The organism is Nonomuraea sp. NPDC059007 (assembly GCF_042740555.1).
Classification (GTDB): Bacteria; Actinomycetota; Actinomycetes; order Streptosporangiales; family Streptosporangiaceae; genus Nonomuraea.
The window spans coordinates 1-23,247 of sequence record NZ_JBHYJD010000091.1 but is presented as its reverse complement, the minus strand read 5'-3'; the positions used below and the strand labels follow the sequence as shown (position 1 = coordinate 23,247).

The 23,247-nt window shown below is 72.6% G+C and carries 19 protein-coding genes; 10 read left to right on the top strand and 9 right to left on the bottom strand.

The window, feature by feature from the left end; all coding sequences use genetic code 11:
* The coding region (locus ACFWY5_RS56610) for an MFS transporter (protein ID WP_379640181.1) at nucleotides 1-1,209 on the top strand (1,209 nt) is incomplete at its 5' end.
* Nucleotides 1,210-1,539: 330 nt separating this feature from the next.
* Here the strand turns inward: ACFWY5_RS56610 and ACFWY5_RS56605 are convergent.
* The 7 genes from ACFWY5_RS56605 to ACFWY5_RS56575 form a co-directional block, all read right to left on the bottom strand.
* Entirely contained in the window at nucleotides 1,540-2,544 is a 1,005-nt protein-coding gene (locus ACFWY5_RS56605) for an enolase C-terminal domain-like protein (RefSeq protein WP_379618930.1), read from the bottom strand.
* An 11-nt stretch (nucleotides 2,545-2,555) separates the two neighbouring features.
* On the bottom strand, nucleotides 2,556-3,896 hold the full coding sequence (locus ACFWY5_RS56600) for an MFS transporter (protein ID WP_379640180.1): 1,341 nt from the start codon (nucleotides 3,894-3,896) through the stop codon (nucleotides 2,556-2,558).
* A gap of 110 nt (nucleotides 3,897-4,006) precedes the next feature.
* Nucleotides 4,007-5,116: a VWA domain-containing protein gene (locus ACFWY5_RS56595; RefSeq protein ID WP_379640179.1), complete on the bottom strand. Its 1,110-nt coding sequence runs from the start codon at nucleotides 5,114-5,116 to the stop codon at nucleotides 4,007-4,009.
* Nucleotides 5,109-7,280: a DUF5682 family protein gene (locus tag ACFWY5_RS56590; protein WP_379640177.1), complete on the bottom strand. Its 2,172-nt coding sequence runs from the start codon at nucleotides 7,278-7,280 to the stop codon at nucleotides 5,109-5,111. The genes ACFWY5_RS56595 and ACFWY5_RS56590 overlap by 8 nt, the downstream gene beginning before the upstream one ends.
* On the bottom strand, nucleotides 7,277-8,341 hold the full coding sequence (locus ACFWY5_RS56585; protein ID WP_379618922.1) for an AAA family ATPase: 1,065 nt from the start codon (nucleotides 8,339-8,341) through the stop codon (nucleotides 7,277-7,279). The genes ACFWY5_RS56590 and ACFWY5_RS56585 overlap by 4 nt, the downstream gene beginning before the upstream one ends.
* Entirely contained in the window at nucleotides 8,338-9,801 is a 1,464-nt protein-coding gene (locus ACFWY5_RS56580; RefSeq protein WP_379640176.1) for a DUF5691 domain-containing protein, read from the bottom strand. The genes ACFWY5_RS56585 and ACFWY5_RS56580 overlap by 4 nt, the downstream gene beginning before the upstream one ends.
* On the bottom strand, nucleotides 9,798-10,808 hold the full coding sequence (locus ACFWY5_RS56575; protein WP_379640174.1) for an SWIM zinc finger family protein: 1,011 nt from the start codon (nucleotides 10,806-10,808) through the stop codon (nucleotides 9,798-9,800). The genes ACFWY5_RS56580 and ACFWY5_RS56575 overlap by 4 nt, the downstream gene beginning before the upstream one ends.
* A gap of 123 nt (nucleotides 10,809-10,931) precedes the next feature.
* Here ACFWY5_RS56575 and ACFWY5_RS56570 point away from each other — a divergent pair, with 123 nt between their 5' ends.
* The 7 genes from ACFWY5_RS56570 to ACFWY5_RS56540 all read left to right on the top strand — a co-directional run bounded on the left by ACFWY5_RS56570 (nucleotide 10,932) and on the right by ACFWY5_RS56540 (nucleotide 19,200).
* Nucleotides 10,932-12,227, top strand: a complete 1,296-nt coding sequence (locus tag ACFWY5_RS56570) for an ABC transporter substrate-binding protein (protein ID WP_379640172.1) — start codon at nucleotides 10,932-10,934, stop codon at nucleotides 12,225-12,227.
* Nucleotides 12,224-13,105: a carbohydrate ABC transporter permease gene (locus ACFWY5_RS56565; RefSeq protein ID WP_379618913.1), complete on the top strand. Its 882-nt coding sequence runs from the start codon at nucleotides 12,224-12,226 to the stop codon at nucleotides 13,103-13,105. Before ACFWY5_RS56570 ends, ACFWY5_RS56565 begins: the two co-directional genes overlap by 4 nt.
* Nucleotides 13,102-13,908 carry a carbohydrate ABC transporter permease gene (locus tag ACFWY5_RS56560; protein WP_379618911.1) on the top strand — a complete coding sequence of 269 codons (807 nt, stop codon included), beginning with the start codon at nucleotides 13,102-13,104 and terminating at the stop codon, nucleotides 13,906-13,908. Before ACFWY5_RS56565 ends, ACFWY5_RS56560 begins: the two co-directional genes overlap by 4 nt.
* A 22-nt stretch (nucleotides 13,909-13,930) precedes the next feature.
* A complete protein-coding gene (locus tag ACFWY5_RS56555; protein WP_379640171.1) occupies nucleotides 13,931-16,969 on the top strand; it encodes an NACHT domain-containing protein in 3,039 nt (1,012 codons plus the stop codon).
* Between the two features lie 10 nt (nucleotides 16,970-16,979).
* Nucleotides 16,980-17,531 carry a cupin domain-containing protein gene (locus ACFWY5_RS56550; protein WP_379640170.1) on the top strand — a complete coding sequence of 184 codons (552 nt, stop codon included), beginning with the start codon at nucleotides 16,980-16,982 and terminating at the stop codon, nucleotides 17,529-17,531.
* Nucleotides 17,532-17,608: 77 nt separating this feature from the next.
* Nucleotides 17,609-18,106, top strand: coding sequence for an RNA polymerase sigma factor (locus ACFWY5_RS56545; protein ID WP_379618905.1), 498 nt, complete (start codon nucleotides 17,609-17,611; stop codon nucleotides 18,104-18,106).
* Between the two features lie 335 nt (nucleotides 18,107-18,441).
* Nucleotides 18,442-19,200: an SAM-dependent methyltransferase gene (locus ACFWY5_RS56540; RefSeq protein ID WP_379640169.1), complete on the top strand. Its 759-nt coding sequence runs from the start codon at nucleotides 18,442-18,444 to the stop codon at nucleotides 19,198-19,200.
* 8 nt (nucleotides 19,201-19,208) lie between these two features.
* Here the strand turns inward: ACFWY5_RS56540 and ACFWY5_RS56535 are convergent, their stop codons facing one another.
* Nucleotides 19,209-19,877: a sulfotransferase family protein gene (locus tag ACFWY5_RS56535; protein WP_379640167.1), complete on the bottom strand. Its 669-nt coding sequence runs from the start codon at nucleotides 19,875-19,877 to the stop codon at nucleotides 19,209-19,211.
* Complete coding sequence (locus tag ACFWY5_RS56530; RefSeq protein ID WP_379640166.1) at nucleotides 19,874-20,905, bottom strand: alpha-hydroxy acid oxidase; 1,032 nt, start codon at nucleotides 20,903-20,905, stop codon at nucleotides 19,874-19,876. The genes ACFWY5_RS56535 and ACFWY5_RS56530 overlap by 4 nt, the downstream gene beginning before the upstream one ends.
* A 75-nt stretch (nucleotides 20,906-20,980) precedes the next feature.
* Between ACFWY5_RS56530 and ACFWY5_RS56525 the strand changes: the two genes are divergently transcribed.
* Both ACFWY5_RS56525 and ACFWY5_RS56520 read left to right on the top strand, forming a co-directional pair.
* Entirely contained in the window at nucleotides 20,981-22,258 is a 1,278-nt protein-coding gene (locus tag ACFWY5_RS56525) for a hypothetical protein (protein ID WP_379640165.1), read from the top strand.
* Nucleotides 22,224-23,156, top strand: coding sequence for a hypothetical protein (locus ACFWY5_RS56520; protein WP_379640164.1), 933 nt, complete (start codon nucleotides 22,224-22,226; stop codon nucleotides 23,154-23,156). Before ACFWY5_RS56525 ends, ACFWY5_RS56520 begins: the two co-directional genes overlap by 35 nt.
* Nucleotides 23,157-23,247: the final 91 nt, after the last annotated feature.

Genomic DNA, 23,247 nt, shown 5'->3' with positions numbered 1-23,247 from the left:
GTTGACGCCATGGCCACCACCACCAAGATCCGTCCCGGTGCCCTCGTCCGTGCCTCCGGAGGCCCGCGCTATGCCGTCGCCCTGGTCGTGGACGCGCTCGGCACCGGCCTGCTGCGGCCCTTTCTGCTGTTGTACGGGGTGACGGTGCTGGGGCTGTCCGCGCCGGCCACCGGCATCGCCATGACGGCCGGCGCCGTCGCGGGCCTGGCGTGCGTGCCCGCGGTCGGCCGATGGCTGGACCGGGGCCCACGCAGCACGGTCGTGGCGGCGTCGATGCTGGTGCGGGTACTGGGCGTGGCCCTGCTGCTGGCCACCCCTGCGGGGAACGTCTGGTTGTTCGCGACGGCGGCACTCTTCCTCGGCATCGGCAACCAGGCATGGCCGGCCGCCCACGCCGCCCTCGTGGCCACGATCGCCCACGGCCGCGAACGCGACGCCGCCCTCGCGGGTGGCCGCGCCCTGCGCAACGCCGGCCTGGGCGCCGGCGCACTCCTCGCCACCGCGTTCCTGGCAGGCGGTACCACCGCGTTGCAGGCGCTGGCAGCCGTGACCGGGCTCGCCTACCTCGCCGCGGCGGCGCTGGCGTGGTCGGTCCACGTGCACGCTCATCCGGCCGCCGCGCCGGCCAAGGACAGCGCGCCCGCCCCCCGGATGCGCGCCCTGCTGGGTGCCAACGTGATCTACGTCTTCTGCCTCAACGTCCCCGAAATCGCGCTCCCCCTGGTCCTGGTCACTCAGATGCACGCCTCCCCGGTGTGGCCGGCGGTCATCTTCGTGGCCAACACGGTGCTGGTGATCACCCTGCAGGTGCCGGTCACCGTCCTGCTGTCCCGCTTCTCCCGGCGGACCGTGCTGGCTCTGTCCGGCGTGGTACTGGCCGCGTCCTACCTCGGTTTCCTCGCGGCCACCTCCCTGGGGCCCGGCTGGGCCGCCCCGGCCGTAGCCGTGGTGTCCGTGATCTGCACCCTCGGCGAGATCGTCTACGCCGGCAGCGCCACCGCGCTCGTCACCGCCCTCGCCCCGGCCCATGTCCTGGGACGCGCCCTCGCCCGCTTCCAGCTCTCCACGGGCTTCGGCCTCGCCGCCTCACCGGCGGTCATCACCGCTCTGGCACCCCACGGCCCGGCCGCCCTCTGGGGCAGCCTCGCCGCCGCGACCCTCCTCTCCGCCTCCGCTGTCGCCACCGAGAGGGATCCCAGCGGGGGCTAGCAGGCTCGTGAACAGCCTTTCGCCGGCCCGTGGAGCATCCTCACCGAGAGTGCTGCCGTCTCCGGTCGTGACGCCTGTCCTGGCGACCGTCGTGGTCAGCGATGGAGATGAGCCCGAAGCCCTGGCCTACTTCGCCACACCGTGCCCTGGTGGTTGGGGGGCCGCTGGTCAGCCCAGGCGGCCCAGGCAACGCGACCGGCCGCCTGTCGGGTGGGCGGAAGGGGGCGGCCACCGCTCTGGTCAACGGGTGGGGCCGCAGGCAGGACGTCCGAGCGGAGCGAGGACCTTCAGGGGTCGAGCTTCAGCTCGACTGGAAGCATGCCTTGCTTTTCAGGCGCGGAACCGGTCCTTGGCCAGGCGGTGTACGCGGGGTTCGTCGATCGTGTGGCCCAGGCCGGGCTGGGTGAACGGGACGGCGATCACGCCCGCGTTCGCGCCCACGATCGGGTCCACGATCTGGTTGTTGCGTGGCGGCTGGGTCACGTCGCACGCCAGGGTGCATCCCGGCAGGCTCGCGACCGCCACCGTCGCCGCTCTTGCCAAGCCCGCGCCCTGGCCGCCGGTGCACTGGATGTCCCAGCCCGCCGCTGCCGCCCGGTCATGGGCTCTGCGGGTCTCGCTCAGCGACGGGAACGCCGCGGGACGCAGCAGCAGCACCCGCCCTGCCCGCAATGTCAGGTAGTCGTCAAGTTCAGCTGCCGTGCTCGCCTCCACCGCCACCGCCGCCGACACCTGGTCCTGGAGGGTCGCGTGCAGGTAGGGGTCCGAGACGGCGAAGGGGCGCTCGATCACTTCCAGGCCGTAGGAGTCCAGGGCGATGAGCTGCTCGGGGGTGGTGTAGCACCCGGCCCCGTCCACCGCGAGCGTCAGCGCCGGGTACGCCGCCCGCACCGCCCGCACCGGCTCTACGTCCCAGCCCGGTCTGATGTCCAGCGTCACGTGGCCGTATCCGGCGCACACCTGCTGGTTCACGCGGGAGACCAGGCTTTCCAGTGACGGGTCCGGCGTCAGCCGTACGGTCGCCATCAACGAGGTACGGCTGCCGCCCAGCGCGTGCGCCAGCGGCACGCCCCGCATCCTGGTCCAGAGGTCCCAGCAGGCCATGTCCACGGCCGGGTCGCCGCTGGGCGCGCTGTCGGGGTGTTCCCAGTCGACGCCGATGAGCCGGGCGCCGAGGGATTCCTCAAGGTTGGTCCAGGTCTTGGCCTCGGGGGCGATCGCCTCGCCCCAGCCGGTCATGCCACCGTGGTCGGTGAGCTTGACGAGCAGGGTCTCCTGGCGTCCGCCGAACGGCAGGACGAGCCTGAAGACCTCAAGCTCCCGCACTCGCGGCATGTACCCCCCTTTTATGACGCGGTCCCCTCCAGTGTGCCCGTCTTCGCGGACTGGGCAAAACGGGGGGCCAGGATGGCGCCGAGGATGGCGAGGCCGAAGGTGAAGGCGAAACCGGCGATGTAGGTCTCCTGGGTGGCGGTGAACAGGGCGCCGGTGACGGCGACCGCGACGACGGTGAAGACGGACTCGCCGACGCCGACGGCCGCGGAGTTGTTGCCCTCCTCGCCCTGCTTGGACATCTCCAGCACCAGCACGGAGACGGTCGGGTGGAGGGCGCCGATGCCGAGCCCGGAGACGGCCATGGCGACGTAGGCGACGGCGAGCGGGACGGCGTCCACGAGCACGAGGCTGACCAGCGCGATCCCGAGAGCGATCATGAGGGCGCCGCCGCGCAGGGCGGCCATGTTGCTGATGGTGCCGCGGCCCTTGAACCAGGAGCCGGTGGACCAGCCGAGCGCGCCGACGGTCAGGACGATGCCGGCGCCGATCGGGGACAGGCCGCGCTCGTTCATGAGCATGAGCGGGATGAGCACCTGGGAGGCGGTCAGGGAGCCGAAGGCCAGGCCGCGCAGGACCGGGGCGGTCGGCAGGCCGGGGGCGGCGCGCAGGGAACCCTTGAGCAGGAGCCGGGGCAGGGCCACGGCCAGGACGACGACACCGGCGACGAGCAGGGGCAGACCGGCCAGGCCGAGGGCGCTGCCGTACTGGATGAGCGCGGCGGCGACGGCGGTCAGCGCCGCCCAGACGAGCTTGCGGCCGAGGCCGGGGGCGGGTTCCGCGGCGCCGGAGCGGACGTCGGAGCCGGCGGTGCCGCGCCACAGGAGCAGGGCGGCGGGCACGACGATCACGGCGACGCCGAGGAAGACCCAGCGCCAGTCGACCTGCTCGACGACGAGTCCGGCGATGGCCGGGCCCACCATCGAGGGGACCACCCAGGCGGCGGAGAACAAGGCGAAGACCTTGGGGTGCATGGAACCCGGGTAGACCCGGGCGACCACCACGTACAACGACACCTGGATCAATCCGGCGCCCAGGCCCTGGACGAAGCGCCCGGCGATGAAGATCTCCATCGTGGGGGCGAATCCGGCCAGCAGCAGACCGGCGACGAACGTCACGACGCCGGTGCCCATGGGCTGGAGGGGGCCGCGCACGTCCGACCACCGGCCCCCGAGGACGGTGGCGATGACGCTGGCGGCGAGGGTCGCGCTGAAGGCCAGGTTGTACAGGTGCATGCCGCCGAGTTCGCGGGCGACCACGGGCATCGTGGTGGCCACGGCCATCGCCTCGAACGCGACGAGGGTGACGAGCGCGACCAGCCCGAAGCTCAGCGAGCGGTACTTCCGCGAGATCACGCTTAGTGGGGCAGGTGGGGCTTCAGCAACAGTTGTCATGACAGGCAACCTACGATCATCCCAGGTCAGGCACATCGGGCGCAGGACCTAGGCAATCCGGCCTAGGGCATCTACGGGGCGGCCGGCTGACGGCCCTCGATCGCGGCCGCCATCAGCTCGGGGAAGGCGTCGGGCGTGCACGCGAACGCGGGCACGCCCAGCGCGGCAAGGGCGGCGGCGTTGTCGCGGTCGAACAGCGGCGTGCCCTCGTCCGACAGCGCGAGCAGCACGATCACCCGCACCCCCGCCCCGCTCATCGCGGCGACCCTGCGCAGCATCTCGTCCCTGATCCCGCCCTCGAACAGGTCGCTGAGCAGCACCAGGACCGAGTCGGCCGGGCGTTCGAGCAGCCCCTCGCAGTAGGCCAGCGCCCGGTTGATGTCGGTGCCGCCGCCCAGCTGGGTGCCGAACAGCAGCTCGACCGGGTCGTGCAGCAGGTCGCTGAGGTCGGCCACCGCGGTGTCGAAGACCACCATGCGGGTGCGCAGCGCCGGGATCGAGGCCAGCACCGCGCCGAACACCCCCGCGTACACCACCGACTCCGCCATCGAGCCGCTCTGGTCGACGCACAGCACGACGTCGCGGCGGAGCGAGCGCCGCTTGCGGGCGTGCCCGACCAGCCGCTCGGGCACCACGGTGTTGCGGTCGGGCAGGTAGTGGCCGAGGTTGGCGAGGATCGTCCGGTTCCAGTTGACATCGGAGGTACGGCGCGGCCGCCGCGTGCGCGCCACCCGGTCCAGCGCCCCCGCCACGGCCGTCCGCGTCCTGGCCGTCAGCCGCTTCTCCAGGTCGCCGACCACCGCCCTGACCAGCGCCCGCGCCGACTCGCGCGCCTCGTCCGGCATCACCTTGGCCAGCGACAGCAGCGTGGCGGCCAGGTGCACGTCCGGCTCGACCGCCTCCAGCATCTCGGGTTCGACCAGCAGCCGGGTCAGGTCGAGCCGGTCGATCGCGTCCTGCTGCATGACCCGCACGACACCGGGCGGGAAGTAGGTGCGCACGTCACCCAGCCAGCGGGCCACCCTGGGCGCCGAGGCCCCCAGCCCGCCCCGCTCCCCGCTCTCGTACAGCGACCCGAGCGCCGCGTCCATCCGGGCGTCGTCGCCGTGCAGGCCGAGGCCGGTGCCGTCCGCCTCGCCGCCGCCGAGCACCAGCCGCCACCTGCGCAGCCGTTCATCCATGGGCCCTCCCGAGTATCGTCAGCACGGTCCGCTCGGCCGGCGCCGCCCGCCGCTCGTCGACCTCCCGCTCGGGCCGCCCGCCGCCCGCGCCCGACCGCACCCGATCCCCGATCGCCCTGCGCTCCGGTACGGCGAAGCCGCCGAACGTCCGCCGCAGCAACGGCAGCACCTCCGTGAACTGCGCACCGGACAGCCCGCTCATCCAGGCGTCGACCAGGTCCAGCAGCCGCGCGTCGTGCACCAGCAGCAGCCCGCCCCCGGCCAGGAACCCCTCGATCCACGCCGCCGCCCTGGCCGGCCCGCCGCCGCGCGAGGTGGCCCGCGCCAGCCGCCGTTCGGCGTCGGCCAGCGCGCCCGCGTCCAGCAGGATCCGCGTCAGCCGTCCTTCGACCAGGCCGTGCGCGCCGGGGGTGTCGCAGATCCCGAGGAGCGTGGCCAGCCAGCGCTCGCGGGCCGCCGGGTCGCCGAGCAGGTCGACCGCGGCGTGCACGCCGTCCACCTGGGCCAGCATCGCGCCCGCTGCCTGCCAGGACAGTCCGGGCAGCGTGGCGGGAAGTCCGGCCCTGACGCGGTCCAGCATCGAGCGGGCGACCGCCGCCAGTCCCTCGGCCGGTGTCCCCCGGACGTCGCCGTAGCGGTGGGCGCGGACGATCGCCGGGAGCGCGCTCATCAGGTGCGTGATGTCGGCGTCCAGCGCGGCCCGCTCCGACAGGGCGGCGAGGACGCCGGGCAGCGCGCCGGGCAGCTCGGCCAGCAGGCATTTCTCGACCGTCGCCGCGAGCTCGCCCAGGTTCTGGCCGGTCGGCGCCAGGTCCAGCACGCGGCGGGTGGCCGCGGCCTCCACCGTGGTGCCGAGCGCCGCGGACTCGATCAGCGCCAGGTCGAACTCCGGCCGCCACTCCAGCCGCCAGGTCTCCCTGAACGTCCCCTTGCCTCGCGCCTCCCCCGGCACCCCCCAGGGCACGCCGAGCAGCCGCAGCCGGTGCAGCAGGTGGCTCCTGCCCAGGTCCAGCGTCTTGCGCAGATCCAGCTCCAGCTCGCGTACGGGCGGGGCGGCCGGCTCCTCCCGGGCGGCAGGGTGGAGGCGGAGGTGGCGCTGCCGCTCGCGCAGGTCGCGCTGCAGGGGTACGAGCGGGGCGTCGTCGCCCACGTGGCCCAGGCGGTCGCCGACGACCATGCGGCGCTGGATCAGCGCGACCCGCAGCTCGTCGCCGTCGCACAGCACCGCCCTGGCCGCCTCGGTGACCTCGCTCAGCCCCGGCAGAGGGCGGCCGCGGAGGGCGGCCAGGCTCTCGGCCAGCCGTACGGCCTCGATGACGTGCGCGGACGACACGGCCAGTCCCTCCTCGCGCAGCACCGCTCCGGCCGCGCCCAGCCACCGCTCGACCGGCCGGTCGGCCACCGTGAACAGGTGGTGGTACCAGCCGGGCGAGCCCACCCCAGCGCCGTAGCCGGAGCGGATCGCCAGCCGCTCGTACGTCCACGGCACCCACGCCAGCGCCGCCTTCACCTTGGGCAGGCCGCGCAGCAGCGCGTCGTCGGCCTTCACGGGCGGCGGCGGACCGGCCAGGGCGGGCACGTGCCAGGCGCCGCAGACCACCGCTATCCGCTCATGTCCCGCCTTGACGGTCGCGCGCAGGACACGCCGCATGTACGCCTCGCGCCGGGCCTCGAAGGCGTCCGGCGTGTAGCCCTCCCGGAGTGCCGCCATGGCCTCGCCGATCACCTCGAACGGCGGCGCGGCGCCGGCCCGGTGCTCGACCACGTCCTCCCACCAGCGTTCCGGGTCGTCGTGCCCGGCGGCCGCGGCCAGCTCGCCGATCGGGTCGCGTACGCCGCGTTCGCCGCCGCCCTCCGGAGCCAGCAGGTGGGCGGCGGGCAGGTCGCAGAAGCGGATCGGGACGCCGTGGAGCGTGCCGTACAGGATGGCCTGCCATTCCGGCGAGAACACCGCGAACGGCCAGAAGGCCGACCGCGACGGGTCGCCGGGAACGTGCGCGAGCAGCGCGACCGGCGGCTCGCACCCGGCGGCGAAGCGGACGAGCGCGTCGGCCTCGGGCGGGCCCTCGATGAGGATCGCGTCCGGCCGCAGCCGCGCCAGGCCCTCCCGTACGGCCTGCGCCGACCCGGGCCCGTGATGCCGGACGCCGAAAACCTCGATCATGAGACCTCGCGGCAGGCCCGGTAGAAGTCATGCCAGTCCGGGCGTTCGCGCACCACGGTCTCCAGGTACTCGCGCCACACCACCCGGTCGGCGGCCGGTTCGCGCACGACGGCGCCGACGAGCCCGGCGGCCACGTCGGCGGCCCGCAGCACGCCGTCGCCGAAGTGGGCGGCCAGCGCGATGCCGCTGGTCAGCACCGAGATGGCCTCGGCCGTTGACAGGGTGCCGCTGGGCGACTTGAGCTTGGTGCGGCCGTCCTCGGTGACGCCGTCGCGCAGTTCGCGGAAGACGGTGACCACCCGCCGGATCTCCTCCAGGCCGGTCGTGGTCTCGGGCAGCTGCAGGGAACGGCCGAGCTGGGCGACGCGGCGGGTGACGATCTCCATCTCCTCCTCGGCCGTGGCGGGGACCGGCAGCACGACGGTGTTGAAGCGCCGGCGCAGCGCGCTGGACAGCTCGTTCACGCCGCGGTCGCGGTCGTTGGCGGTGGCGATGAGGTTGAAGCCGCGCTGGGCCTGGACCTCCGTGTCGAGCTCGGGGATCGGCAACGTCTTCTCCGACAGCGCGGTGATCAGCGCGTCCTGGACGTCGGAGGGCATCCGGGTGAGCTCCTCCACCCTGGCGATGCGGCCCTCGGCCATCGCGCGCATGACCGGGCTCGGCGTGAGCGCGTCGCGGGAGGGACCTTCCGCCAGCAGCCGGGCATAGTTCCAGCCGTAGCGGACGGCCTCCTCGGGGGTGCCCGCGGTGCCCTGGACCAGCAGCGTGGAGTCGCCGCTGATCGCCGCGGCGAGGTGCTCGGACAGCCACGTCTTGGCCGTGCCGGGGACGCCGAGCAGCAGCAGCGCCCGGTCGGTGGCCAGCGTGGCGACGGCGACCTCGACGATACGGCGGGCGCCCACGTACTTGGGGGAGATCCGGCCCCCGTCGCCCAGCACGTACGCGGTCACGGCCCAGGGCGACAGCGCCCAGCCGGGCGGCCTGGGCCGGTCGTCCTCCTTGGCCAGCAGCGCCAGCTCCTCGGCGTACTCGTCCTCCGCATGGGCCCGCAGGACCGTCATGCGCTCTCCCTTCCCAGTTCCTCCACCATGTCCGCCCGGAACCGCAGCACCTCGGCCACCTCCGCCGCGCCGCTCTGCCCGGCCAGCGGATGCAGCTCCGGATCGACGCGTTCACCGGCGAGCCTGGCGAGCTCGCCGAGGTTCCAGGGCTGGGTGGCCGCGATCATGGCGATCTTGTTCAGTACGGCTGCCGCCAGCGCCGCCCCCCACGGCCGTTCGACGCCGCCGAGGACCATGATGAGCTGGCTATCCATGTCCTGATTTTTCACGAACTCGGCGGCTAGTTCCTGCTGTTCCTCCGACGGGAGCACACCCAGCAGATCCGCGATCGGATCGTGCGCGAACATCGCCCGCGCCCACCCCGCCTCCCGCTGCAGCACCGCCGCCCGCACCCATCCCGCCTTGACCTCGGCGTCCCAGTCGGAGATCCGCAGCCCGAGCATCACCCGCGGCTCGGCCCACATCCGCAGCGGCGCCCGCGCCACCACCTGCTGCAGCCACCACGCCCGCTCGCCGATCCCCCGCGGCGGCTTGGCCCGCACGCCGTCACGCTCCATCGCCGCGTCGCACTCGCGCGGCGGCCGTACCTCGATGCGGCCGCCGGACACCACCAGGCAGTCCGCCGCCCGCTGCGCCATCCGCCCGGCCAGCCGGGAGCCCGGCAGCCCTGCCAGCAGGTTGGCCGCCGACTGGCGTACCTCGCGGCGGCGGTCGTCCAGGGCGCGTTCCAGGAACGGCTCGTCGGCCATGCTCAGGCCCACGACCAGCGCCTCCATGAACTCCGCCCGATCTTCCGGCGTCTCCCGTTCCCACGTGCCCTCGAGCAGCGCCCGTGCCGCCGCCGGGTCTGCCGCCCTGACGGCCCGCAGGTGGGCGCGGCGGTCGGCGGGCGAGCCGTACTCCCAGCTCTCGCCGGTGGGCTCGTCGAGCAGGAAGGCCCAGGCCGGGTTCCGTGCGGCCAGCCACCGCCCGCGCCGCCCGGCCAGCACGCCGAGCCACGCCCTGATCGACCGGTCGCGCCTGCCGCGTTCGAGCAGGTCGGGCAGGACGTGCGGCGGCACCCTGCGCCCGCTCGCCGCCGCCACCGCCAGCCACTCGCCCAGCACCCTGCCGTGCTCGCCGCCCAGAATCCGCCCGAGCCGCTCCGCCGCCCGCCACGGCACCGCCGCGCGCTCCTCCGCCTCCGCCTGCTCACCGTCCCGCCGGCTGAGGGGCACCTGCCCGGCCCGCCGCCGCACGACCTCGACCGCCGCATCCCCCAGCAGTTCTCCCCGGTACGGCCGGCGCGCCGTCCCCACCAGAGCGGTGGAGACCATCTCCTCCCACACGGGGCGACCTACCGGACCGCGCGCGGGCTCGTCGCTCACGGGGGCGTGCACGGGCTCGTCGTTCACAGGGCCGAGCGCAGGCTCGTCGCTGACCGGGACGTGCACGGGTTCGTTGCCCGCCGGGCCGTTCACAGGGGCACCGGCCTGGCGTCGTCGTCCCACACCGTCAGCGGGCGCAGCCCGCGCGGCGTCCACTCGGCGGCCACCGTCACCGGCCCGCCGCCGGAGACCGCGATCAGCCGCCACGGGTCGTGACAGGCCGGGTGCAGCGGCAGCCCCCCGAGGTCGGCCCGCCCCGGCACCACCGCGTCCAGCAGCAACGGCCACGCGTCCGTCCAGGGATCGGCCGCCAGCGCCCCGGCCACCTCCTCCAGGGCGGCCGCCACCGAAACCGCCCCGAAATCCTCCCGGACCCTCCGGCCGGGCACGGAAGAGTCCTCGTGGAGATCAAGCCCTGCCACCGCGTCCGGCGCGGGGAAGGTGCCGTGCGGACCGGGCGCGGGAATGCCGGGGCGGGCGAACTCCGGCGGCTCCTCCCCGTCCGGGCCGGCGATCAGGGCGCGTAACGGGGCGGCGGCGGGATAGAAGGCCAGGGCCGCCTCCAGGGTGGAGCCGGGCGGCGGTGTCTCGTCCATGGGGTGGGCGGCGGGGGTGAAGGTCAGGATGAGGGCCGGACGGCCCGTGGCCTGGCCACGCAGCCACACGCGCCGGGCGGTCACGTGGTCGAGCGGCTCGTCCCGGACTCCGAGCACCAGCCAACGGTCACGGACGTGCGGCTCGGCCAGCACCTCCGCCCGCGAGGTCGTGAATCCGACCCGGGTCAGCACGGTCCGCGCCAAGGCCGGGGGCAGCTCTGCACGCCGCCGGTACGCCACGGCCAGCAGGTTGAGCAGGGCGTATTCTGACAGCAGCGCACCAGGCCAGCCCGCCGCGGCCCGCACCCGCTCCAACCGCGCCACGAGGCCGGCCGCCCCGGGCGCCTGGGCGTCGACCAGCCGCTTGACCAGATCATCCCAGTCGCGATCCCCCGCCTGGCCCAGGCCGAGCCGTACCTGGTCGCCGAGCCACCGCTCCAGCTCGGCCAGCCCGGCGGCCACTCTCGCGTGCCGCGCGGTCTGAGCTGCGGTTTCGGAGATCACTCGATGCAGCGTAGTGGGCGAGACCGACATTTCCTGGCAAAGGGACTGGCGTGACCGGGACCACACGTCTACTGTATTCAAAACTCAGAATACATCACGTGACATACCACCGGGAGCTACCCCGTGAAGAGAGCCATCGCCGGGCTATCACTCGTTCTCACCGCTTCCTGCGCCACCGGCGGCGTCCCGGCCAAGGAAGCGCCGAAGATCACTCAATCCGCGAATGCCAAGGTGTCCGGAAATATCGAGATCTGGTCGTGGGATGTCGCCGCCAAGGCGCTCCAACGGCTGGCCCCGGAGTTCGAGAAGGCCAACCCGGGCGTCAAGGTCAAGGTCACCGACATCGGCTACGACAACGCCTACGACAAGATCACCGTGGGCCTCAAGTCGGGCGCCGGCCTGCCCGACATCATCACGCTCGAAGACACCGCCGTCCCCGGCTACGCCGAGAACTTCCCCGGCGGCCTGGTCGACCTCACCTCGGTGGCCGGCAAGTACAAGGCCGACTTCGACCCGGCCAAGTGGAAGGCCGCCTCCACCGCCAAGGGCCTGTACGCCCTGCCCTGGGACTCCGCCCCCGTCGGCCTGTACTACCGCCGCGACTACTTCGAGAAGGCCAAGGTCGACCCCGGCTCGCTGGCCACCTGGGACGACGCGGTCAAGGCCGGCGAGAAGATCAAGCAGGCCACCGGCAAGCGCCTGTTCGTCTCCGACCTGAGCACCGCCGCCGGGTTCACCACGCTCCTGCAGCAGCTCGGCCAGGGCTACTTCGTCGACGGCAAGGTCGCGGTCAACTCCACCAGCGCGGTCCGCGCGCTCACCCTGCTCAAGACGCTCAAGGACAAGGACCTCCTGCAGAACGAGAAGGGCTGGGACGGCCGCGTCACCGCCACCAAGCAGGGCAAGGCCGCCACCCAGCCGACCGCCGCCTGGTGGAGCGGCACGCTGACGGCCGACATGCCGGAGCTGTCGGGCAAGTTCGGGGTCGTCCCGCTGCCCGCCTTCGACGCCGGCGGCAGCCGTACCTCGGCCAATGGCGGGTCGGCGCTGTCGATCACCGCGCAGACCAAGAACCAGCAGACCGCGTGGGCCTTCCTCGACTGGATGCTCGCGAGCAAGGAGCGGCAGGTCTCGATGATGCGGACCGAGGCGCTCTTCCCCGCCTACCTGCCCGCGCTGAGCGACCCGCTGTTCGATGAGCCGCAGCCGTACTTCGGCGGCGAGAAGGTCAACCGCATGTTCGCCGACCAGGTGAAGCAGATCCCGCCGGTGGAGCTGACCGGTGACGACAAGCAGGCGGAGGAGCTGCTGAAGAAGGCCGTCTCGGCCTGCCTGCTCAACGGCGAGGACCCCAAGACGGTGCTGGACAGCGCGGCCGAGCAGCTCGCCGCCGCCACCCAGCGCGAGATCGCCTCGTGAGCTCCGTCGCGGTCGATGTCCCCAGGACCCGGCGCCGGTACGGCCGGCGTCGCCGTACCGTCGGATGGGTCTTCGCGGGACCGGCGGCGGCGCTGCTCGCGCTCTTCTTCGCCTACCCGCTGGCCGCGTCGCTGCTGCAGAGTCTCGAAGGCGGGTTCGGGAACTACGCGCGGCTGGTGCGCGACCCGTCGTTCCTGCGGTCGCTGGCCAACGCCGGGCTGATCCTCGTGGTCCAGGTGCCAGTGATGATCGGTCTTGCGACCGTGCTGGCCTACGTGCTCAACCAGTCGTGGCTGAAGTTCCGCGCGACGCTCCGCGTGGCGTACTTTCTGCCGGCGGTGACGACGCTGGTGGCGTACGCGGTGGTGTTCCGCGTGCTGCTGCGCACCGAGGGCGGGGCGGTCAACCAGTTCCTCGGGCTGCAGGTGGACTGGCTGAACGACCCGTTCTGGGCCCGGGTGGCGCTGATCGCGTCACTGACCTGGCGCTGGGTGGGGTACAACGCGGTCATCCTGCTGGCCGGGCTGCAGGGGATCGGGCGCGAGCAGTACGAGGCGGCGGCCATCGACGGCGCCGGGCCGCTGACCGCGTTCCGGCGGGTGATCCTGCCGCAGCTGCGGCCGGTCGTGCTGTTCTGCTCGATCACCTCGACGATCGGGACGCTGCAGTTGTTCGACGAGCCGCTGGTGCTGACCGGCGGCGGGCCCGGCGACGCCACGCTGACGCCGATCCTCTACCTCTACCAGGTCGGCTTCAAGCAGTTCGACTTCGGTTATGCGGCGGCGATCGCGTGGGCGGTCGTGGCGCTGATCGGGGCGCTGTCCTGGGTGCAGTTCCGCTACTTCGGCTCGCGTACGTCCGGGAAGGAGCGCGCATGAGGCGGCTCGTGTGGGTGCTGGCGGTGCTGGGCGCCCTGGTGAGCGTGGTGCCGTTCTACTGGATGATCGTGGCGGCCACCCACGACGGCAGCGAGCTGTTCGCCTCCCCGCCGCCGTTCCTGCCCGGCGGCGACCTGCTGGCCAACATCGTCAAGCTTGAGGAGTCCGTGCACTTCGCGCGGGTCATGGCCACGAGCATCTGGACCGCGCTCGTCTACACCGCGCTCAGCTCGCTGGTGTCGGCGATGTGCGGGTACGGCCTGGCCAAGTACCGCTTCCGCGGCCGGGGCCTGCTCCTGGGAGTCGTCCTGGCCACGATGATGGTGCCGTTCCAGGTGCTGCTGGTGCCGTTGTTCCAGATGATGGCCAGCATCGGCTGGGTCGACACCTACCAGGCGATCATCATCCCGTTCCTGGCCAACTCCTTCGGGATCTTCCTCATGCGCCAGGCGTTCCTCGACTTCCCGGACGAGCTGCTGGAGAGCGGGCGCCTGGACGGGGCCGGTGACATGCGGATCTTCTACCGGATCGTGCTGCCGGTGGTCCGGCCGCAGCTCGGCGCGCTGGTGATCTTCACGTTCATGACGCAGTGGAACTCCTTCATCTGGCCGCTGCTCATGCTCAACTCCGAGGAGCGCTACACCGTGCCGGTGGCGCTGAACCACCTGATCGGGCTGTCCCACGTGGACTACGCGGGGCTCATGCTCGGCGCGTTCCTCGCCACGCTGCCGCTGATGCTGGTCTTCCTGGTGTTCCAGCGGCAGTTCGTGGCGGGTCTGCTGGGGGGTGCCGTGAAGGGGTGAGATTTCCGGCATGATCGCATTTATGCCAGGTGTGGAGACGGCGGTCGTGGCGGCGGGCAAGGCCATCGCGGAACGCGCGATGCGCGAATGGCTCGCCGCCCGTGCCGCGAACCGGGACCGCGACGCCCAGCTCAAGGACATGATCCAGAGCGGCTTCCGTGACCGGCTGGCCCCCAGGAAGTTCGGCAACCAGCTCGAAGGTATGGCCATGGCCGTCGAGTCCCGGCTGCGTGACCTGGTCGAGCAGGAGTACCGCGGGCTGGGCGAGGACGCCCGCTCCGCCGTACTCCTGGAGGTCGTCGAGTCGCTGCGCACGGCGGACCTGTCCGACGAGGCGCTGTTCAACGCCGACGCCGACCCCGCGCGGCTGGCCAGGCGCGTGCTCGACACCGTCGCGCCGCCCCGCCTCGGCACCACCGAGGACGCGCTCTACGGCGTGCTGCTGGCCGAGTGCGTGGCCTGCCTGGTCGGCATGATGCAGCAGCTCCCCCCGTACCTGCCGCGCGCCGCGACCGAGAACCTCGCCCGCCTCAGCGGCCTGGCCGAGGGCATGGAACGCGTCCTGGCCCGCCTGCCCGTCCGCACGCTCGAAGCCCCAGAGGGCTCCCAGGACGACCTCGCCTTCGAGCAGCACTACCTGGCCTTCCTCAGCCGCACCCTCGACGAGATCGAGCTGTTCGGCGTGCCCATGGAGACCTACCGCCCGCGCACCTCCCTCAGCGTCGCCTACATCTCGCTCACCGTCAGCGCCGACCACGAGCGCCGCCCGCTGGAACGCCTCGCGCCTTCGTCGCTGACCGGCCGCGACGAGAGCGAGCCCGGCAGCCGCCGCATCGAGTCCGCGCTCGGCCGCCTCACCCTGCTGCGCGGCGAGGCCGGATCCGGCAAGAGCACGCTGCTGCGCTGGCTCGCCCTGACCGCCGCCCGCCGCGGCTTCACCGGCGACCTGGCCGCCTGGAACGGCCGCGTCCCCCTCATGGTCAAGCTGCGCAGCCACGCCGACGGCCGCCTGCCCGCCCCCGCCGACCTGCTCGACGACGTCGCCCAGGAGGTCGCGGGACTGATGCCGCGCGGCTGGGCCGAGCGCGTGCTCGCGTCCGGCCGCGGCCTGCTGCTGGTCGACGGCGTCGACGAGCTTCTGGTACGGCACCGCAACGCCGTCCGCCAGTGGCTGTCCAGGCTCCTCGCGGCCAACCCGGAACTGCGCGTCGTGGTGACCTCCCGGCCCGCGGCGGCCGACGTGCGCTGGCTGGCCGACGAAGGGTTCACCGCCGCCCTGCTGGAGCCCATGACCCCGCACGACCTCGGCGAACTTGTCCGCCAGTGGCACGTGGCCATGCGCGAGTGCCCCAGCCTGCCCTGCCACGCCGACGACCTGCCCTCCTACGAACGCGCCCTGCTCGCCCGCCTGGAGAGCAACCCCCACCTGCGCCTGCTGGCCTCCACCCCGCTGCTGGCCGCCATGCTGTGCGCGCTCAACCTCGACCGCCGCACCCAGCTGCCCCGCAGCAGGATGGCCCTGTACGACGCCGTCCTCACCCTCCTTCTCGAACGGCGTGACGCCGAACGCGGCATCCAGGACGACATCGTCCTCGACCCGGAGCAGAAGATCTGGATCCTGCGTGACCTGGCCTGGCGCGTGGTCTCCATGGGCCGTTCCGAACTGGCCAAGGCCACCGCCCTGCGCCGCATCGAGCAGCGGCTGACCGGGATGACGCGCATGCCGTACCAGGCGGCGGACGTGCTGGAGTACCTGCTGCGGCGCAGTGGCGTGCTGCGCGAACCGGTGCCCGGCAGGATCGACTTCGCCCACAAGACCGTGCAGGAGTACCTGGCGGCGGGCCAGCTCGTCGAGGACGACGACGTCGAGGCGGCCGTCGAACGCGCCCACCTGGACCAGTGGCGCGAGGTCGTCGTCATGACCGCCGGGCACGCCACCGGCCGCCTGCGCCGCGACCTGCTGCGCGGCCTCCTGGACCGGGCCGACGACGGCGGACGGCACACGCGGCGGCTGCGACTGCTGGTGGCGTCCTGCCTGGAGACGATCAGGGAGATCCCGCTGGAGCTGCGCGAGCGGGTGGAGGCGTGCCTGGCCGAGGTGATCCCGCCGCGCAGCGAGGACGAGGCCAGAATCCTGGCGGCGGCGGGCGAGGAGATCCTGCGCCGCGTGCCCGACGACCTGGCGGCGTTCACCCCGCTGCAGGCGGCGCTGACGGTGCGGATGACCGGCCTGATCAACGGCGAGGCCGCCGTCAGGAAACTGACCGCCTTCGCCACCGACCCCCGGCGGCCGGTGCAGCTCACGGTCGTCGACATGTGGCGCTTCTTCGACTCCCGCCGCTACGCGCTCGACGTGCTCGCGGCGATCCCCGACCCACCGCGGATCGTCGTCACCGACCCGCGTGAACTGCGGAACCTGCGGCACCTGAAGCGGATGACCGCCCTGTGGATCGACCAGAGGGTCGAATCGCTGGCATTCCTGAAGGACATGCCGCAACTCGAGTTCCTGGAGTTGTCGGAGCTGGCGGGCGACCTCGGGCCCGTCCGCTTCCTGACCGGCCTGAAACGCCTGTGGCTGCGGACCGACCGGCCGCTGGACCTGACTCCCCTCCAGGACATGGAGAGCCTGTTCGGCCTCTGGTTGTGGGGCGCGGTCCACGAGCCCGATCTCGCCTTCCTCGACCGGCTCCCGCGGCTCCAGCAGCTGGGCCTGAGCCTCCTGGAGGAAGAGTTCTCGACGCAGGCGCTGTCGCGGCAGACGGAGCTCAGGGTCGTCTCCTTCCGAGGAGTCCGGCAGCGCCTGTCTCCTTCGGCCCTCGCCCACGCGCGCGATCTGTTCTCGATCACCCTGCGCGACCTCCACGGCGTCCCCGAGTGCTTGGAGGCCGTGGTGTCGGCGGGCCCGCCCCTCGAATATCTGCGCCTCCACCACACCGACGTCACCGACGTGTCGATCATCGCCCGGCTGCCCACGCTCAAGCTGGTCAGCGTCCTGCCGGCCGACGGTCTCGACCTCACCCCGCTGACCGACGTCCCCGGCCTCGTCGTCAACCCCGACTAGCATCGCTCCCGTGGATCTCACCCTTTACCCTGACGGACCGGCCACTCAGGTCGCCGGCGAGGCCGAGGCCCTGGCCCTGGCCGGCACGACGGACGGCCAGCTCGTCCTGGACGGCGACCGGTTCCTGCGCCGCGACGTCCACGGCAAGGCCGTCGCCTTCGTGCCCCGCCCGCCGGTCGCCGCCGCGCTCGACCTGCTCCCCCACCCCGAGGGCGGCTGGTACCGCCAGACCTGGAAGACCACCGCCCGCTTCACCCCCGGCGGCTACGACGGCGAGCGGGCCAGTGCCACCGGCATCTACTTCCTGCTGATGCCCGGCGAGGAGTCGGTCCCGCACGTGGTGCGCTCGGACGAGGTGTGGCTGTGGCACCGGGGCGGCCCGCTCGGCCTGACCATCGGCGACCAGCATGTGGTCCTGGGCCCGGACGTCGAGAACGGGCAGGTCCCGCAGGCGATCGTGCCCGGCGGCGTGTGGCAGTCGGCCCGCCCGGCGGCCGCTCAGGAGGTTCTGGTCAGCTGCGTGGTCTCGCCCGGCTTTGAATTCGCAGATTTCCGGGCATAAAAACAGCCATTCAACTTTGAACCATCCCCCAGCGGGAATCGTCGTGGGATGTGTGGACACTCTCCGATGAGACGCTCATGGCAGGAATGGCATCGGGTGACACCGATGCGGCGGCCGTGTTCGTGCGGCGCTTTCAACCCAGAGTGTACGGCTTGGCGCTGAGCGTGGTCGCCGACCCGTGCCTGGCGGAAGAGGTGGCCCAGGACGCCTTCGTCCGGGCGTGGCGGCACGCCGCCGCGTACGACCCCGGCCGCGGCCGGGTCGCGACCTGGCTCCTCACCATCACCCGCAACCTGGCGGTCGACGCCGTCCGCCTGCGCCGCGACCTGCCCGTGGACCCGTGGCGATTACCCATCCCGGCGCCCCGCCCCGACCCCGGCGCCCGAGTAGAACGCATCCAAGAGGAACTCCTCGCCCTCCCCGCCTCCCAGAGCCGCCCGCTCGTCCTGTCGATCCTGTACGGCCTGACCGCCCAGGAGATCGCCGACCGCGAAGGCATCCCGCTGGGCACCGCCAAGACCCGCATCCGCCGCGGCCTGGCCCGCATCCGCACCGCCCTGACCACCACCCCCTAACCACCTGCGACCCGCCACCCCCGACCCACCCTGCAGTCGCCGCCCCGCACCCTCTGACCACTGGTCACCACCGCCCCCGTGATCTTCCTCCCGCCACCGCCTGTCCAGCCCGAGCAGCCCCTCCCCACGTGACCAGCCGACACCCCCGGCCGGAAGGCCCCGCCCGGCACCTCAACGCGCCACCCGCTCGACACCCTGCGCGACGCCCCGACGACCGGCAGACGCACAGGCTCTGGGGGTGCCCGGACCCTGAGCGGGCAGTTCGGGGAGGCCCGGTGGGTGGGTGGGGATATTGGATTGCTGGTGGGGGTGGTGACGTGGTGGGATGCCGCCCTGTGACCGCGCTGAGTGAACTGCACCGCCCCGACGTCTATCCCCGCTCCTCCCACTACGACCCCGCCTGGGTGGTCGGCCTGGACATGGGCCCGCATCCCCTGTGGCTGCTGGAGGACCTGTCCCGCGACCTCGACCTGAAGCCGGGCATGCGCGTCCTGGACCTGGGCTCCGGCATGGGGGCGACGTCGGTGTTCCTGGCCAGGGAGTTCGGCGTAGAGGTGGTGGCGGCCGACCTCTGGGTGGCGGCGGACACGGCGGCGGGCGTGTTCGCGGAGGCGGGGGTCGCCGACCGGGTGCAGGCGGTCAACGCCGAGGCCCACGCGCTGCCGTTCGAGAAAGAGTCTTTTGACGCGATCGTCAGCATCGACTCCTACGAGTATTTCGGCACCGCGGACGGCTACCTCGCCTACATCACGAGCTTCCTCAAGCCGGGCGGTCAGCTCGGGATCGCCACCCCCGGCATGACCGCCGAGATCCGCGAACTCGGCGCGATCCCGCCGCACATCAAGGCCCTGGTGGGTTGGGAGGCGCTCGCCTGGCACACCGCCGAGTGGTGGCGCTTCCAGTGGGAGATCACCGAGCTGGTCACGGTGACGTCCGCGCGCCTGCAGCCCGGCGGCTGGAACGACTGGCTCCTGTGGGCCCGCGCCTGCATGGAGCACCGCCCCGGCGACGCCGCCGGGCAGACGATCGCGATGCTGGAGGCGGACCAGGGCGAGTTCCTGTCGTTCGCGGTGGTGAGCGCCCGCCGTACCTGACGCTCCGTCTAGGGAGCGGGACGGGACTCCGCCATCCGGGCCTCGACCCGCGCCCAGAACCGTTCAGGATCATTGAGGTGCGGGTACGGCTCGCCCGGCGCCGGCACGCCCAGGAAGTCGCACAGCGGACCCCACCCCGATCCCGGCTCGATCACCAGGAGCCGCTCGGACGGCACCGCCCGGCGGACCTCCGCGTTGTGCTCCTCGTAGACGGCGATGGCGTGGGCGCGGTCGGTGAAGCGGCCGGAGAAGAAGCCGTCCCAGATCATGGCCCGGTGGAACGCGGTGAACACGTCCAGGCCGGGCACGGTCCGCCTGGCCTCGGCCACCCGGGCGTCGGGCTCGGCGTCGCCGAACATGCGGTAGATGGTCCTGGACACGCTGGCGTACCACGCCTCGGGGTCGCGTTCGGTCAGGATCACCTTGGCGCCGGGGAAGGTGGTGAGGATCTCGGGCCAGAAGGCGGCGCCAGGCCAGTCCACGCTGGAGGCGTATCCGGCGAACACCGCTTCCCAGGACACGGGCCGCCCGGCGGCGGCCGCGCGCCACATGGGCAGCCGGTCGGGGTGGTCCAGGACGTGGCGGCCGTGGAAGCAGGGGCCGAGGCCGAGGCGTTCGAGCGCCGCCTTCAGCGACAGCGTGCCGGTCCTGCCGACGCCCACACCGATGACCTTCATCCCACCACCTGGTCCTTGGTCAGCGCGCCCGGCGAGTCGGCTCCGCACAGCGTCAGCGCATTCTCCAGTTCCCCGCGCAGCAGGGACAGCACCCGGGCCACCCCGTCGGCTCCGCCGACGGCCAGTCCCCACAGCACCGGGCGGCCGAGGGCGACGGCCGAGGCGCCGAGCGCGAGGGCCTTCACCACGTCGGTGCCGCGCCGTACGCCGCCGTCCAGCAGGAGGGGCACCCGGCCGCCGACCACGTCGGCGATCACGGGCAGCCGGTCGATCGTGGCGGGGGTGGTGTCGAGTTGCCGTCCGCCGTGGTTGGAGACGATCAGGCCGTCCACACCGCAGTCCACGGCCTGGGCGGCGTCGGCGGGGTGCAGGACGCCCTTCAGCAGGACGGGGAGCTGCGTCTCACCACACAGCCATTCCACATGCCTCCACGAAATTTCGGGAGAAAGGCGGACCTGCCGGACGTTTCCGTCGCCGCGCATGTTGGCGCAGAAGATGCCCGGCGGCAGGTCGTGGAAGTCATTGCGGTCGCCGCGTTCGTTCCTGCCCAGCGCGGGTGAGTCCACGGTCACGACCAGGGCGCGGCAGCCGGCCGCCTCGGCCCGCCGTACCAGCGACTTGGTGAAACCCAGGTCGGGCTGGATGTACAACTGGAACCACAACGTGCCCCCGGCCGCCGCGATCTCCTCGATGGTGATCGTGGACAGCATCGCGGCGATCATGATGACGCCGGCCTCGCGTGCCGCGCGGGCGGTGGCCGCCTCGCCCTCGGGCCAGGCCAGCCGGTGGAACGCGGTCGGCGCGAGCAGGACCGGCATCGAGCTCTCGCACCCCAGCACTCTGCCCGCGAGCTGGGGCGGGCCGTGGCCGCGCAGGATTCTCGGCACCAGGGCCAGCCGCCGGAAGGCCGCCTCGTTGGCCGCGAGCGTCACCTCGTCCTGCGCCCCGCTGGCGAAGTAGTCGTAGAACACCGGGTCGAGCTTCTCCCGGGCCATGTCCTCGAAATCGCGCAGGTTGAAGACCTCCATGTGAGTTGTACGGCTCAGGACAGCCCAAAAGATTCCGGTGAATCTCGGGACATATCGGCATTCGTAGAACCGGGTGTGATTGTTGTGGTCGCCACCCTCGGGGCACTCGCCGTCCTGCTGAGCCTGCCGTACTGGCTGCCCGGCGCCGTCACCAAGCTGCGCACGTGGCTGTTCGCCCGCATCAACGGCGCGGACGGCATCCCGGTGCCCGGCGACCTCGTGGACCTCTCCCGCTTCATGGAGCTCTACGCGCACCCCGCCGCCGACGGCCGCAGCCGCGGCGCGGCGCTGTCGGACCTGTTCTGGTACTGGCTCTCGCCCGGCGCCGAGGTCCACCAGGAACACCTGGAACCCGGCCCCCGCTACAACGACGTCGCCCGCTGCACCCGCCGCATCCTGACGATGCCGAGCCGTACCGCCGACGAGCTCGCCACCGCCAGCCTGCGCGCCGCCCTCCCCCAGCAGAACGGCCTCGTACGGCTGCGCGACCTGATGATGCCGGTCTGGGCGGAGTTCTACCACCGGGTCGTGTTCGGCGTCCCCTGCCCGCCAGGCGTCAGAGAGCTCATCGTGGACCACTCGGAGGACGTGGTCACCTCGCTGAAGTGCTGCGGCCTGCGCCACATGGACCGGCGCCTGCGCCTGACCCGCCACCTGCGCGAGACCCTCGGCCAGGTGCCGCACCCGCTGCCCGAGACCCTCGACGAGCACGAGCGCGCCTTCTACCTCCAGGGCACCTTCTTCAACACGGCGGTGGTCCAGAGCGCCGAGGCCACCGCGCACGTGCTCATGGAGATCGCCGCCCACGGCGCCGACGGGCCGCTGGAGGCGGTCATCGAGCGGACCCTGCACGACTTCCCGCTGTTCGGCGTCGCGCACCGGATCACCTCGGCGGAGATCTGCCTGGAGGGCGCGGAGCCGATCCCGGCCGGTTCCGTGCTCTGTTTCAGCTATCCGGAGTTCCACCGCTCGGGCGGGCACATCCCGTTCGGGGTGGCGGCCAACCGGCCCTGCCCCGCCTGGCACCTGGCGCCGATCACCATCGGGGCCGTCGTCAGGGAGGTCCTGCGCGACCACGATCTCGCGTCCACCGCCCGGCACACCCGCCCGCTGCCCAACCGCGGTCCCTGCCTGATGACCCCGCGCGGCCGCCGGGTACGGCACCGGCGGCTCGTCCTCGCCTGTCTCCGGCTGCGCGATCGATGGGAGGAGGTGTGGCGCAGCCCGCTCCAGCTCGTCCTCGGCACGTACATGGTCTGGCACGCCAGGCGCCTGCGCCTGTGCGAGCGCCACTTCGAACAGGAGAGGAACACCTCCCATGACCCTGCGCGCCACCGCGACCACGCCGGCTGAGCGGCCCACAGCCCGCCGGTGGCTGGTCGTCCTGCTCAGCGTGCTGGCCGGCTTCCTGCTGACCGTCGTGTGGTCGGCCGAGTTCGTCGACCAGACCATCGGCGCGAGCGTCGCCGACACCCTCCTCGGCCACGACGCCTCGGAAACCCCGATCGCGGGGATCCTGTCCGGCGTCGTCTTCGCCTTCGTGACCGGGCTGGCCGGCACGTTCACCGCCTGCAACATCGCCGCTATGGGCGCGGTCGCGCCCCTGGTGGGCGCCGGCAGCTCGGCGGGCGCGCGGATGGCGCGCACACTCAAGCCGCTCGGCTGGCTGGCCGTGGGCGTGCTGGCGGTGTCCGGTGTCTACGGCTTCGTGGTGGGTCTGGCTGGCACCGCCATGCCGCAGTTCGCCAACTCGCCGCCGGCCGGCGGGCTGCTCGCGCGCAACATCCAGTCGATGGTCACCTTCGGGCTGATCGGGCTGATCCTGGTCTTCCTGGGGCTGGCCGCGCTCGGCCTGGTCGGGGATCCGCTGGCCCGGCTGGAGCGGCGCTTCCCGAACGCGCGCATGCTGGTCATGGGCGCGCTCATCGGCGCCTTCCTCATCGGCCGGCCGTTCGGGCTGTTCCGCCAGCTCTTCCGCGACGCCGCCGCCAGCCACAACCCGCTCTACGGCGCGCTGGCGTTCATGCTGCAGTCGCTCGGCAACATCGTCGTCATGGCGGCGCTCGTGCTGCTGCTCGCCCTCGCGCTCGGCGGCCGGGCGCAGCGCTGGCTGGGCGCCAGGCCGGGACGGCTGGCCGTCATCACCGGCACGGCGTTCGTCGTCGCGGGCTCCTTCACCGCCCTGTACTGGGTGGGCAGGCTGCTCGGCCGCTTCGAGATCATCTGGTGGCCGACGGCCCCGTGGGTCTGAGCGCGCGTTTGTCCGGCTTGCCCGCCGCGTTCAGCGGGACCTCCCGGATGACGGTGATACTCCTCGGCGTGCTGGCCGCGCTCAACTCCTC

What these genes read in the sequence shown, in the direction of transcription:
- ACFWY5_RS56595 (WP_379640179.1), bottom strand. Translation starts at nt 5,116, where the DNA reads ATGGATGAACGGCTGCGCAGGTGGCGGCTGGTGCTCGGCGGCGGCGAG.
- ACFWY5_RS56560 (WP_379618911.1), top strand. Translation starts at nt 13,102, where the DNA reads ATGAGGCGGCTCGTGTGGGTGCTGGCGGTGCTGGGCGCCCTGGTGAGC.
- ACFWY5_RS56535 (WP_379640167.1), bottom strand. Translation starts at nt 19,877, where the DNA reads ATGAAGGTCATCGGTGTGGGCGTCGGCAGGACCGGCACGCTGTCGCTG.
- ACFWY5_RS56590 (WP_379640177.1), bottom strand. Translation starts at nt 7,280, where the DNA reads ATGATCGAGGTTTTCGGCGTCCGGCATCACGGGCCCGGGTCGGCGCAG.
- ACFWY5_RS56605 (WP_379618930.1), bottom strand. Translation starts at nt 2,544, where the DNA reads ATGCCGCGAGTGCGGGAGCTTGAGGTCTTCAGGCTCGTCCTGCCGTTC.
- ACFWY5_RS56530 (WP_379640166.1), bottom strand. Translation starts at nt 20,905, where the DNA reads ATGGAGGTCTTCAACCTGCGCGATTTCGAGGACATGGCCCGGGAGAAG.
- ACFWY5_RS56520 (WP_379640164.1), top strand. Translation starts at nt 22,224, where the DNA reads ATGACCCTGCGCGCCACCGCGACCACGCCGGCTGAGCGGCCCACAGCC.
- ACFWY5_RS56585 (WP_379618922.1), bottom strand. Translation starts at nt 8,341, where the DNA reads ATGACGGTCCTGCGGGCCCATGCGGAGGACGAGTACGCCGAGGAGCTG.
- ACFWY5_RS56555 (WP_379640171.1), top strand. Translation starts at nt 13,931, where the DNA reads ATGCCAGGTGTGGAGACGGCGGTCGTGGCGGCGGGCAAGGCCATCGCG.
- ACFWY5_RS56545 (WP_379618905.1), top strand. Translation starts at nt 17,609, where the DNA reads ATGGCAGGAATGGCATCGGGTGACACCGATGCGGCGGCCGTGTTCGTG.